The organism is Candidatus Paraluminiphilus aquimaris (assembly GCF_026230195.1).
In the GTDB taxonomy this organism is placed as follows: domain Bacteria; phylum Pseudomonadota; class Gammaproteobacteria; order Pseudomonadales; family Halieaceae; genus Luminiphilus; species Luminiphilus aquimaris.
This window is the reverse complement of sequence record NZ_CP036501.1, coordinates 721,441-734,620: the sequence shown is the minus strand read 5'-3', so window position 1 is coordinate 734,620 and position 13,180 is coordinate 721,441. Positions and strand designations below refer to the sequence as shown.

Below are 13,180 nucleotides of genomic sequence, written 5' to 3'. Positions count from 1 at the left end.
CTGAGACAAATCGCTCGGGCGGGCGAGCATCCGGCGTTGACAATACAGAGCAACCACGTCATTTTCAGACGCATAATAACGCCAAAGCTGTTGTCATCATGGCCCGTCAACTCAACAAGAGAGTGCTCGCAAGCTACTCCATGGTAGCGCTGCCCATTGGCGCCATGGCGATGCCCATTGCCATTTATTTGCCGCCGTTTTATAGCGGCAGTTTAGGCTTAAGTCTCGCAACCGTCGGTCTCATCTTCACCGTTGCGCGGGTCTGGGATTTAGTCACAGACCCAATTATGGGCGTTGTCATTGATCGTTACGGAAGCCGGTGGGGACAATATAAACATTGGGTGGCTCTCGCCATTCCCTTGCTTATGTTGGCCGTCTACAAGCTGTTTCTCCCCAACCCCTCAGACGTCAGTGCGCTCTATCTTGGGGGTTGGCTACTGGTGCTTTATGTTGGTTATACCATGTTGAGCATCTCTCATAACTCGTGGGGTAGTGTCTTAGCAGGGGACTATGACGAGCGATCGAAAATCTTCGGGTGGCGGGAAATTTTTATCATTTTAGGCATGGCCCTTGTACTGGCAATTCCGGCCGCGCTCGACCTCTCCAGAGAAACACCCATTTCAGAGAAACTGGCTGCAATGGGAATGTTCTGCCTGGTCTTATTTCCACTCACGGTGCTACCAACAGTTCTGGGGGTTCCCGATAAGCCATCCGTTAGCACAGAGACCCTAGGTCTCCAAGATGCACTTGAACTTGTCCGCTCAAATCCAACCCTTTGGCGGTTATTGTTCGCTGACTTCACGACCGCCTTTGCCATGTCAGCAACGGCAGCTCTTTACATCTTTTTCGCCACCTATGCCTTCGAGCTCAAAGACCATGCCAGTCTGGCGCTGCTGCTATATTTTCTTGCTGGCTTCCTTGCGATGCCCGCTTGGCTCAAGTTGGCCTATCGCATGGGGAAAGTAGGCGCCATAAGAGTGGCTATCGGTTACACGATGCTGCTGCAAGCTGGCTTATTTTTCGTAACTGATCCGGGGAATGTACCCTTATTCTGGGGTTACACATTTTTGGCTGGGCTGGCGTTCGGTGCCGGGCCCACACTACTGCACTCAATGATGGCTGATCTCACCGATATCGATGAATCAAAAACCGGCCAAAAGCGCGCTGGGATGTATTTTGCGCTACTTGCTACGGTCAATAAGCTCGGTGGTGCCTCAGCCGTGGGCTTAACACTCACCCTCGCCGACCGGCTTTTTGGCTTTACCCCGGGCTTAAAGAATTCACCTGAGGCTATTCAAGGTCTACTAGTGATTTTCTGCTTCGCGCCTGCAGCCGCACTAGCAATAACCTACCTGCCCCTTCACCGGTATCCGCTCAGTAAGGAAAAGCAGGCTGAAATAAAGCAAGACCTTTCGGAGAAGGCTTAGGATAGCCCCCGGACAAATACGCCCAGAAAATGCGCAACGCGCGCTTCAAATAAACCTGGCCTATCCGCTCCTCGCTTTAGCCCAGCCGTCGCCAAATTTAAGAGCTCCGCAACCTCAGCAGTGCTGAGCTTGGTAGATTGGACGCGAATCAGCTTCGCCTCGACTGCCGTATCTAAGGCTTCTTTGAGAAATTGCTGAAACTTAGTATTTGACTGCGTTACGACATCACCGCACAACCGGCTGTACTCATCCTGCAGTTCGCCGGCATGCGCCGAGTGAAATTGTTCGTCATGAAAGGGAAGGTGCCTTGCGAGTAATGCTTGCTCGATTTTTGACAAAGCGTTTTCGCGGCTCCAACGCCCCAGTAAACACTGCTTCGCATTTGCCAGCGCTCGCTCGTGCAGCGAGACAGAGACTGACCTAAAGATCTCATCTTTATTCTTAAAGTATGAATACAGCGAAGCACGCGATATACCTAATTCGCCTGCAATGTCCTCCATAGAGGTTTTTCGATAACCGTATAGGCGAAACTGCGCATGGGCCGCTCGGGTGATCGAATCGCGCTTATTGTTGGTAGGCATATTGAAAAGTCTGCCCAAAAGCAGAGAACTAGTCGAGCTTGTACACCGTCCTTTTTTTGACATTATTGGCATCTTTTGTCAAATTGTAAAAAATGATGTGGCGTTGAAATGACAATGGATAAGAAAACACTCAGCGGACGGACAGCGATCGTCACAGGCGCCTCCAGCGGCATTGGACTGGCCATTGCAAAACAACTCGCACAGGCAAGTGCTCACGTCTTCCTAGCCGGCAGAACCTCTGAACCCATGGAGGAGGCTAAGCACACCATTGAGCAAGACGGCGGAAACGCCACGGTGCTTACAGTCGATCTACGTGACCCCTTTCAAGTCCAGAATTTAGTGGAGGCCGCCGTTATGCGAACTGGCCGCCTGGATATCATGGTCAATAACGCGGGCCTTGAGTTCCCCTCCTCGATCGTAGATGGAAGTCCTGAAGAGTGGCGAGCCATGTTAGAGACAAATGTTCTCGCCTTGCTGGTCGGTTGTCAGTCAGCGGTTGTCGCCATGAGGGAGTGTGGCGCAAAGGGGCACATCGTCAATATCTCCTCGGTCTCCGCACAAAGAAGAAACTCGGGTGTTTATGGCGCAACAAAACACGCCGTTAATGTGATCTCCGCCAGCTTACGAGACGAGCTTGAAGAGGACGATATTCGAGTCACCAATGTCCTACCCGGCGCAACCGCAACTAACTTTGCGCGCAACTTCCCGGGGCCCTTCGTGGAGAAAATGATTGAAATGTCGGGCACCGAGCTTACGCCGAAACGCGGCGAGCATTACTCCCCGGAAACATTGGGTGAGTTCGCGAAAAACATGAAGAAAAATCTCTGCAGTGCCGAGGATATCGCCAATGCAGTCATGTACGTGGTGACGCAACCTATCAATGTGAATGTTGCCGATATTGTCGTAAGGCCACCTCGGGCCATGACAACGCCGCATTAAGACAACCCTTTTTTAAAGGGCTTCTGGAGGCTTCTCAGTGACACACTCCCGCGACACATCATTTCAGCAGAAATTATTGAGCACCTTTGGCTCGCACTCCAGCATGACACCCGTCTTGTCCGCCGACCGCATGGGGAGACGTATCCGCGGTGTGGATTTGAGTCAGTCCTTATCACGTGAGCAGGCCACGCTATTGATTGCGCTATTCGATGAATATCAGGTCATCAGTTTTCCGGGGCAAGATCAAAACGGCTTTCACGTCACCAATCTTGAGCGGCTTGCCAATCACTTTGGGGCCCCTATTCCGCACCCAAAGAACTTCGCAAACTACGTCGAGTACCACAGGCAAGGCGTAGCGCTAAAACCTTTACCTGCACATCAACAATCCAGTAGCCGTTGCAATGCGGCCTTTCCTGATCACATTACCTGCGCTAAAGGTGCGAATAGCCCGGCCGTCTATATCGTTACAAATCTCCCGGGGAGCGGCGAGCACTGCGAAGAAAAGTTTGTCGGTGGTTTACACTGGCATACAGACATCGAATTTGAACCTATACCCCTTTCAACCAGCATGTTTTATGTCCAGGCAGCGCCAAAAACGCGCAGCAGTCCGCTTAATACTTGGGTACCCAACATCAAGCGTGAAACGGGGTTTTACCATCCTGACTCATCGCCGGAACTCATGGAAAGAAGAGAGAGGTTGCCGCTGAACGGAGAAACCGCCTACGCCGATACTGCGGCCGCATTTAGCGACTTGCCTTCGAGCGAACAACTGGCATTGGAAAAGATCATCCTCCGTCGCCGGGTACGAGTGAACGATGAAGGCTGGCTGATACCCCTGGTCTACACCAATCCACGTACGCAGAAGAAATCACTCCACAGTCCTATTTGGGCATCGCGCGGCGACAATATTGCACCCGTACAAGTGGAAGGTATGACGCTCGCAGCGTCTCGTCATTTTTTGGATAAGCTTGAAATGCACATTCTCGACCCAAAATATCGCTACGATCATCTCCATCAGCCTGGCGATGTAACGATATGGAGCAATTTCTCTACCGTGCATAATGCGCCTCCAGCAAAAAGCATTATTAACTCGCCGGATGACGCGCGATTAATGTATCGGATCAGCTGTAAAGGCTCTCCGAGTTTCGATCTCCCGCGAGGAGACTCAAAAGCGTGGATCGACGAGCACATTTCACCGCCTTACCAATCAACTTTATAGCAGGCTTCCACGAAGCAGCCTTGACGTGCACTGAGGTCTTGCTGATTCCAAGGCAGACTTTAAAAAAATGGGACAATAACGACTCTTGAAGCGCGGGAATGTCCGTTCTTGCTTCAGAAGCGATACACTCGACCGATCGTTAACACGTCGGGGTTGCAAAAATGGTGAATCAACTGAAAACCAGTTTCGTAATGGCCGCCTTACTTGCTTTGGGGCTTTCAACGACCCTTGAATCTCTAGCGGCGTCGCCCCAGACCCAAGTACCGAAAGGTAAAGTCATTGCTGAAAACGCCATCAATAAATCGGTCAGTCCGTTCAATCTAAGAAGCTATATTGTGGTCCTTGACGAAGAGCCGCTCGTTAGCTTTGAAGACCACAGGTTTTCTCGCGATCGCGATGAATCTTCACCGAGCCGATCACCGAAATTCGCCGCGCGGCAGGCGCAAGCCCAGCTTATAGAACAGCAGCAAAACGCTTTTGTATCAGGTCTGGGACAAGACTTACCGGGCGCAAAGGTCAATTTGCGCTACGACACGGTTCTCAACGGTGTGGTCGTTCAAAGTAACGCGCCAGATGCACGAGACATCCTTAGCAACATGCCTGACGTGAAATATGTCGTTCGGGATTCAATTGTCCGAGCACATATGGACGCATCGCTTCCACTGATAAAAGCGCCTGAAGCTTGGTCACTCGTTGGTGGCCGCGATACGGCAGGCGCCGGAGTACGGGTTGCCGTTATTGACTCGGGCATCGTGCCAGAACATCCCATGTTCGATGCCACAAACTTCGAAGCGCCGGCCGTGCTACCCGACGATGATTACTGCGCCACTGTCGACCCAGCATTCTGTAGCGGAAAACTGATCGTAGCCCGACACTACACCCCCTCAGACATTAACGCCGAAGAGATCGACACGCCTTATGACGTTGATGGCCACGGAACACACGTTGCAGGGACAGCGGTTGGAAATCGCGTAAGCGATTCACAAGGTACGGAGCTTTCGGGTGTTGCTCCTGGCGCCTATTTGATGGCGTACAAAGCGCTATGGGCGGATGGTTCAGGCTCGGCGAGTGGCTCCACCAGCAGCCTTCTTCAAGCACTCAACGATGCTGTTTCTGATGGTGCGGACGTCATAAACAACTCTTGGGGGGGCTCAGCCTCGTCATTTGATTATCAGTTGTATACGGATGTTTTTAGGCGGATCGAAGCCGCAGGTGTCGTACTCGTAACTTCGGCGGGAAATGCCGGCCCCAACGCATCTAGCGTCGGTTGCCCTGCCTGCGCTGAGCCAGGTCTTGCAATCGCGTCAACGAATACACAAAGCTCCTCTATCAATCTCAGCGTCGTGACGTTGAATGACGTTGACTTCCCTGCTGTGCCGGGCGGTGATGTGGTGCACAACACGGACCTCACCGCGAGAGCAGTTTTAGCCGACAGCATCGATTCAAATAATGATGACGCTTGTGCCCCATTTGAAGCAGGTAGCTTCGATGGCGGCATTGGCATCGCCATGAGAGGTGGCCTAACTCCCGATGGTGACCCTTGCTACTTTTATATTAAAGCTGCGAATCTCAAAGACGCCGGTGCACAGGGCATGATTATCATGAACAATGTGCCAGGTGATGCTATCGCTATGGGCGGTCTCACCGACCTCACTTTCCCCTCTGTCATGGTTGATCTGAACCAAGGCCTCACGCTTTACACCACCGTCGCCGAGGGCGACGACATCACGATTGGCGCCTTTCAACGATCTGAAGTGCCTGAGGGCGGTATCTCGTCGTTCAGTTCACGCGGTCCGAACTTTGAGGCAGCGGTTTTAAAGCCTGACGTTGCGGCTCCTGGCAGCCCCATTCTGTCTGCAGCCATCGGCTCAACTAGCGACTCCTATGTCGCACTGTCAGGAACGTCCATGTCGAGCCCTCATGTTGCTGGTGCAGCCGCTGTGGTGCTGCAAAACAAACCAGAGCTAAGTGCCACTGAGGTCAAATCGGCACTGGTGAATTCTGCTAATCCCGATGCGGCAATCGGAAATGCGGGTACCACCGCGAGTGTTTTTGCATCCGGCGCGGGTGCTCTGGATTTAGCGAGTGCACTCGGTGCTGAGCTACTTTTCGATACGGTTTCGCTGTCGGAGGGGTGCTTTTCATCCTGTGATTATCGGCTCGTTGGTAAGTACACCGGTGACAACGCTCTGACGCTTTCAATGAGTCTCGTACTCAATGACAGCAACGCCGCCGTGACGCTTGCATCAACGCTAGCCGTCACCCCTGGCGATGCTTTTGAGGTCCCGCTGACTCTAGACGTCTCGAGTGCTTCAGAGGGCTGGCTTACGGGGAGACTTATCATTCAAGACCCGTCACAAACCATCTCAAGCGCGTCTGTGCCCCTTTCAATCTTGGTTGGCGAGAAGGAAGACGCCCAGGTTTTGGGTATCTCCGGGTCAATTACACCCGGAACGGCAAGCACCGTTGTGGTTGGTATTGCAGGCGCACCGGACACAGCAACCGATGCAACCTATAACGTCACCATAACAAGCCCCAATGGGTTAACAGTTGACGAGGCCTCGGTTACCGAGCAGTTAAATAATGCCACGAGCACAACGTTGCTCGGGAATGCGGCGTCAGGAACCGTGCGTTGGAGCGGCAGCTTGAGTGAGCTCTCCGGCGCTATTACCTCTGAAAGCTTCTTTGCCACAGGTCTTTCGTTAAAAAATGATTTTGAAAGTGCCATAGGCAGTGAACTGGACTGCGACAATATCATCACGAAACCCGACGGTTGTGATGACATCTTCTGGGGCTTTGAAGTTGCCGGGCTCAACTTGCAGATTGCCGGTGAACTCATTGAAACACTCGGTATAAGTACTAATGGTCTAGTGGTGTTCAACTACACCGATGAAGACGCCTCTGCCTATACTTACAGTCCGCAGAAGCTTCCCCTGAGAGCCCGACCCAATAGCATCATTGCGCCTTTCTGGACTGACTTAGTGTTCGGAAGTAACGCGGTTGAAGGCGACGTCTATTTTGGTATCGTCGCCGACGGTGAGGAAGACTGGGTCGTTATAGAATGGTGGAATGCCTATGAATGGAGCGAGGAAGGCTCGAGCGTCACTGATCCTTCTTATACCTTCTCGTTGTGGATGAAAGCGAATAGTGATGAGATCTATATAAACTACACATCACTCGACGCGTTACCCACAATGCTCTCGGTTGGCCTTGAGGACGGCAGTGGTGCCTCAGGTATCAGTTATTACTTCAGTGGGACCGGGGAGGCGCCTACCGCAAACACCTCGCACCGTCTCAATGTCGACGCTTTCAAAGGCTCCGCGACGGTCAGCTTCGACGTACAGTCGTCACCCATTGCCTCGGTTACGGATGGCTCAATGTCCATGGAGATCAATACCAGTAAGACCATCGATCTCAGTGCGCTTACAACGGAAAATCGAGTCGATGACAGGCTAACGGCTCTGTTAGATGTCAACGGGCAGCGATATGAGGGCACGCTCCCTGTTAACTTCCCTGCGGGCGAAATGGCTTACGGTATCGTTTCACAGACTGAGCATGGCGAGCTTGCGCTCGCGAGCGATCAGCCCGGCAGTACGGCTAGCGTTTTCGAGTTCACGCCAGGTACAGGGTTCGTTGGGACTGACTCATTTACCTACGAGGTTTATGACTCAGCCAATCCATCACACAAAAGCGCAAAAGCCACTGTTTCCATTACCGTTGAGGATAATCGCGAAGACAGCGACGGCGACGGCCTGAGTGACGCAAAAGAAGCTGAGCTTGGTACGGATCCGCAAGACGCTGACTCTGACGACGACGGTATAAACGATGGCGATGAGGTTGCCCTCGGTACCGATCCAAACAACGCCGATAGCGATGGTGACGGTGTGTCAGATGGAGCAGAAGTCACCGCTGGGTCGGACCCCAATGACGCAAGTTCGCAGCCCAGTGATGGGGCATCAGAAGAGGCCGCGACAGGCCTGCCAATCTGGATGCTTTACGTAGCCACCTCGCTCAGTGACGCAGCGTCAGAGAAGCAAGTCCCATTGACACAGACCGTTAACGCCAAAGTACAACCGGAGATACAAGGCGCTGAGCGACCTCCTGAAAATGTGTTGAGAACAGATCGCGGAGGGCGCCCACTGTTATAACAACCGCTTCCAAGCGCGCAGCCCGTAGAAACCCCTCTTTCCGTCCATACTTATTGACAAGGCGACGTAGGAAGAGGGAGTCTGATGATATTGAGATAATCGGATGCGCCAAAAGAGGGAGCACCGACAATTAAAAAAACGGTGCATAGAACATGCTTCGAGCAGAACATATTTGATTAGACGTATTTGATTAGAAAGGGTGATTTATATAGGCATTTTATAAAACGTGTTGTGTATAAAAAGCGCCCACTGCAGCAGGACAAACGGCCGCATCACAAAAAGGCGACAATAATAAGAGGACAGGACGATGAGCTATGCTGGAAACCGTGTCATTTATGATGCTGACGGCCACATCATGGAATTGCCAACCCACTTACGCGAGTTTGCGGACCCGGATGTAAGAGAACTGATTCCCCTGACCAGCTATTCTGCTTCCAGCGTCACCGAAGAAGAAGTCGCTGTACTCGTTGCTCAGGGTGGTCGTCATTCAGATGATCACATCAATCGTCTCCTTTCCTTAGGGGATGGTCTGATCGCAGAATCAAAGGAAATCCAGGCTCTGGGTGCTTTCGATGGCAGCCACCGCTCGCAAGCGCTTGATATGCTTGGCTTTAAAAAGCAAATAATCTTTTCAACGCTGTCAGCCAAGGCCCCGTTCTCAGCTACACTTGAGACTCACGTAAAGTACGGTGCTGTTCGCGCACACACGCGCGCGATGACCGCTTTTTGCGGCGCCGATGATCGACTAATGGGTATGGCGTGTATTTCACTCGACGACCCGATACTTGCCGTAAAAGAGTTGGAGTTTGCACTGGCGTCCGGGCTCAAGGGAATCTGGGTACCGCACCGAATCTGCGGCGATAAATCACCCGGCCACCCTGACTTTGATCCCTTTTGGTCAAGGCTTGCAGAGAGTGGTGTGCCCTTTTTAATTCACATTGGTGGCAGCAACTACCATATCGACCCGGCGTGGTTTAACAACGGCAAGCCCCTCCCCAAAGACGCCTTCGATGGGGGTGAGAACGTTAGAGCCCTCGATTACTCAGTACTGCACCACGCGGCGGAGCGCTTTATCAGCGCCATGGTTTTGAGTGGTGTGTTTGAAAGACACCGCAAGCTGAAAGGCGCAGCGGTTGAACTCGGTGCGTCCTGGGTGCCCTCGTTTCTGAATATTCTCGACAACACCGTCCACGCGTTCAAACGTGCGCAACCTGAGTTGGCTGCTATGTCCAGAAAACCGTCGGAGCAAATAACGGAGCAAATGGGTTTTACCGCATTCCCTTTTGAAGACGTTGGCACATTGATCGAGCACTCCAACCCCGACCTCTATATGTTTGCGAGCGACTATCCGCACATCGAGGGCGGCAAAGACCCTCTCGGCTCGTTCGATGCCTTCCTTACACACCACGCTGAGGCGACGCATACCAAGTTTTATGAGGATAATTTTAGACGCGTGTTTAACGTCTAAAACTGCTGTCAAAAAAGTATGGGGCCGGCTTCGCTAAGCCAAGCCTTCAAAACGCGCGCGAGCCGGGAAGAACTTCAGTTTTGGTAATCTGAGCCTTCATCGTCGAGGATCGCTTTTAGCTCGGCAAAATGTCGTTCGTCTTGCTCGGGATAGGCCTCTAGTTGCTGCGCTGTTTTTTCGGCCACTTCATCACTTAACACTCGGAGCTCTCGACCCGTTTGCAATGCCTGGATGTAGGTGCCAGCGGCACGCTCAAAGTAATAAAGGCGATTAAAGGTATCCGCCACCGACGCTCCCACAACCAAAAGTCCATGTTTGCCCATAATCATCACGCGCTTCTTGGGGTCATGGAGTAACCGGGCGCATCGCTCACCCTCGTCTTCAAGTGCAAGACCTCCGTAGGCCTCATCAATTACATAGCGGTTGTAAAACATGGCCGCATTTTGATCGATGGGTGGCAGTCGACTATCCGCCAGCGCCGCGAGTACCGTCGCATAGTTCGAATGCACATGCATGACACAGCGTGCGTGGCGGCAATGGCGATGAATGCTGCCATGCAGACCCCACGCGGTAATGTCTGGCGCATCGGGACCGGTCAGGACCTCAGGATCGTTCACGTCAATTTCAATAAGCTCACTCGCCTTGATGCGAGAAAAGTGGCGCTGATTCGGATTCATCAAAAACCGTGAGCCACTGTCATTGATCGCAAGTGAAAAGTGGTTTGCCACCCCCTCGTGCAGGTTCAGTTTTGCGGCCCAGCGAAGGGCGGCTGCAAGATCTACACGCGCCTGATCAGTCGTCATTCAAACCTATCCTCAAGCCATTAATGACAATACTTAGGCTGCTAATTCGTTTGGATGAGCCTAGCCTGAAGCCTGCGCGACGCAAACGAGAAAATCATTTGTCATCCAAGTCGCTGTTTTGAGCATACAATCCTCAGTGAATGTAAGCGACGCCTTAAAATCCCATGAAAGCTCTCGTTAAAAAGTACGCCGAAGAAGGTCTTTGGTTAGAGGACGTGCCTATTCCCGAAATAGCGGGAAATGAGGTGTTGATTAAAATTCATAAGACGGCCATTTGTGGCACCGATGTTCATATTTACAACTGGGATGATTGGGCGCAAAAAACCATAAACGTACCCATGGTAAGTGGCCATGAATACGCTGGCGAAATCGTTGAAATTGGGGCAAACGTTACCGGGCTTAACATTGGCGATATTGTCTCGGGCGAGGGTCATATTGTTTGTGGGCGTTGCCGTAACTGCCTAGCAGGTCGGCTACACCTCTGCCCCAATACCCAAGGCGTTGGCGTCAATCGAGACGGTGCGTTTGCCGAATACCTTGCTATTCCGGCCACCAATGTCTTCAGACCGAGTGTTTATATCCCATCTGAACTGCTGGCGATCTTCGACCCTTACGGTAATGCGACGCATACGGCGCTGTCATTCAATATGGTGGGCGAGGACGTCATCATCACAGGCGCAGGACCCATTGGCATCATGGCAGCCATGGTAGCGGGGCACTGCGGGGCGAGGAATGTCATTCTCACCGATGTGAATGATTACAGACTCGACCTGGCTAAGCGGATCGTTCCGAAGGTTCAGCCAATCAACGTTAGCAAGCAGCAAATCACACGCGATTTCATGAAGAGTCTTGGCATCCTCGAGGGCTTTGATGTGTGCCTTGAAATGTCAGGCTCACCTGTTGCGTTTCGGGATGTTCTCGACAAGATGATCAACGGTGGCAATATCGCCATGCTTGGCATCATGCCTGATGACACCGGCATTAACTGGACCGACGTCGTATTCAAAGGCCTCAATATCAAAGGTATTTACGGTCGAGAAATGTATGAAACGTGGTACAAAATGGTCATGATGATTCAGAGCGGCTTACCGGTTGAGCGCATCATCACACACCGCCTCCACTACACAGAATTCCAAGAGGGCTTTGACATCATGCGCTCTGGGCAATCCGGAAAAATCATCCTCGATTGGAAGGACTAACATGAGCTATACAAGCGCCAAGGCCAGTTTTTCTGAGGAAATTGCAGAGATAAAAGCTGCGGGTCTTTGGAAGACTGAGCGGGTGATCACCTCCGATCAAAAAAGTGATATCCGCCTTGCGGATGGCTCGAACGTTATCAATATGTGCGCTAATAACTATCTTGGCTTAGCGAATCATCCAGAGGTCAAGAAAGCCGCAAGTGACAGCTTAACTACTTGGGGCTTTGGGTTGGCGTCAGTTCGATTTATTTGTGGTACCCAAGGCATCCACAAGACGCTGGAAGAACGCGTTTCACACTTCCTTGGTATGGAAGACACCATTTTGTACGCGGCCTGTTTCGATGCGAACGCGGGTCTGTTCGAGACCATCTTGGGACCTGAGGACGCTGTAATCTCAGACGAGCTAAACCACGCCTCAATTATCGATGGTATCCGTCTGTGTAAAGCCGCGCGTTTTCGCTATCGAAATAACGACATGGCAGACCTTGAAGCGCAGCTCATTGCTGCTCGGGACGGTGGGGCTCGTCGCATCCTCATTACAACCGACGGCGTCTTTTCGATGGATGGCACCGTCGCTCAACTCGATAAGATCTGTGACCTTGCTGACCAATACGGCGCCATGGTGCATCACGACGACTGTCATGCAACAGGTTTTATGGGTAAAACGGGACGCGGCGTTCACGAATACTGCAACGTGATGGACCGGGTAGATATCACTACTGGAACCTTTGGCAAAGCGCTTGGCGGTGGCTCTGGCGGCTATACCTCAGGACGACAAGAAATTATTGATCTCTTACGCCAGCGGTCTCGTCCCTATTTATTTTCCAATACACTTGCGCCCTCGATCTGCGCCGCATCACTGAAAGTACTTGATATGCTGGAAGCATCCACGGCGCTCAGAGATCAGCTCGAGGAGAACACACACTACTTCCGAGCACAGATGCAAGCCAATGGCTTTTCGATACCGGCAGGCGACCACCCAATTGTGCCTGTGATGTTGGGTGATGCGGTGCTCGCGCAAAAAATGTCTGAGCGCTTACTCGAACTTGATATTTTTGCGATCGGTTTTTTCTATCCCGTTGTGCCCAAAGGTAAAGCGCGTATTCGCGTTCAGATTTCAGCTGGGCACACAAAAGCCAACCTCGATAAAGCGGTTGCCGCCTTTGCAACGGCGCGGGACGAACTGGCCTGACGCACCCGCTTTATGCTGCTCATTCTGAAGTCCTCGCCTGACAGCGTCGGGGTGACCATCATCGACATAAGCAGCCGGCCTTCTAGCGTCCACGCAATAGCTGACCGCATGCGGTACCTCACTGCAATGCTGCCCCTGTGCTGTTTTCATTTGCTGGCCTGACGCGCGACCTCCTTGCGCCAGTCAAACGATTGTATTTTCCCA

General features: G+C 52.2%; 9 protein-coding genes. 7 read left to right on the top strand and 2 right to left on the bottom strand.

What is annotated here, in order from left to right; all coding sequences use genetic code 11:
- The first annotated feature begins 98 nt into the window (after window positions 1-98).
- On the top strand, window positions 99-1,427 hold the full coding sequence (locus E0F26_RS03335) for an MFS transporter (RefSeq protein ID WP_279242633.1): 1,329 nt from the start codon (window positions 99-101) through the stop codon (window positions 1,425-1,427).
- Here E0F26_RS03335 and E0F26_RS03330 read toward each other — a convergent pair.
- On the bottom strand, window positions 1,424-2,008 hold the full coding sequence (locus E0F26_RS03330) for a TetR/AcrR family transcriptional regulator (protein ID WP_279242632.1): 585 nt from the start codon (window positions 2,006-2,008) through the stop codon (window positions 1,424-1,426). The genes E0F26_RS03335 and E0F26_RS03330 overlap by 4 nt on opposite strands.
- A gap of 108 nt (window positions 2,009-2,116) precedes the next feature.
- Here E0F26_RS03330 and E0F26_RS03325 point away from each other — a divergent pair, with 108 nt between their 5' ends.
- The 4 genes from E0F26_RS03325 (at window position 2,117) to E0F26_RS03310 (ending at window position 9,782) form a co-directional block, all read left to right on the top strand.
- Complete coding sequence (locus E0F26_RS03325) at window positions 2,117-2,947, top strand: SDR family oxidoreductase (protein WP_279242631.1); 831 nt, start codon at window positions 2,117-2,119, stop codon at window positions 2,945-2,947.
- 37 nt (window positions 2,948-2,984) lie between these two features.
- Window positions 2,985-4,166, top strand: coding sequence for a TauD/TfdA dioxygenase family protein (locus E0F26_RS03320; RefSeq protein ID WP_279242630.1), 1,182 nt, complete (start codon window positions 2,985-2,987; stop codon window positions 4,164-4,166).
- 161 nt (window positions 4,167-4,327) lie between these two features.
- Complete coding sequence (locus tag E0F26_RS03315; protein WP_279242629.1) at window positions 4,328-8,314, top strand: S8 family serine peptidase; 3,987 nt, start codon at window positions 4,328-4,330, stop codon at window positions 8,312-8,314.
- Window positions 8,315-8,621: 307 nt separating this feature from the next.
- The gene (locus E0F26_RS03310; protein ID WP_279242628.1) at window positions 8,622-9,782 is read left to right on the top strand and encodes an amidohydrolase family protein; all 1,161 of its coding nucleotides are present in this window, start codon (window positions 8,622-8,624) and stop codon (window positions 9,780-9,782) included.
- A 74-nt stretch (window positions 9,783-9,856) separates the two neighbouring features.
- On the opposite strand, the gene E0F26_RS03305 is transcribed toward E0F26_RS03310, so the two are convergent.
- Window positions 9,857-10,585, bottom strand: coding sequence for a class II aldolase and adducin N-terminal domain-containing protein (locus E0F26_RS03305; RefSeq protein ID WP_279242627.1), 729 nt, complete (start codon window positions 10,583-10,585; stop codon window positions 9,857-9,859).
- Window positions 10,586-10,749: 164 nt separating this feature from the next.
- On the opposite strand from E0F26_RS03305, the gene tdh reads away from it, so the two are divergent.
- Both tdh and kbl read left to right on the top strand, forming a co-directional pair.
- Window positions 10,750-11,784, top strand: a complete 1,035-nt coding sequence (gene tdh / locus E0F26_RS03300; RefSeq protein WP_279242626.1) for an L-threonine 3-dehydrogenase — start codon at window positions 10,750-10,752, stop codon at window positions 11,782-11,784.
- 1 nt (window position 11,785) lies between these two features.
- On the top strand, window positions 11,786-12,976 hold the full coding sequence (kbl, locus tag E0F26_RS03295; protein WP_279242625.1) for a glycine C-acetyltransferase: 1,191 nt from the start codon (window positions 11,786-11,788) through the stop codon (window positions 12,974-12,976).
- The last annotated feature ends 204 nt before the right edge of the window (window positions 12,977-13,180 follow it).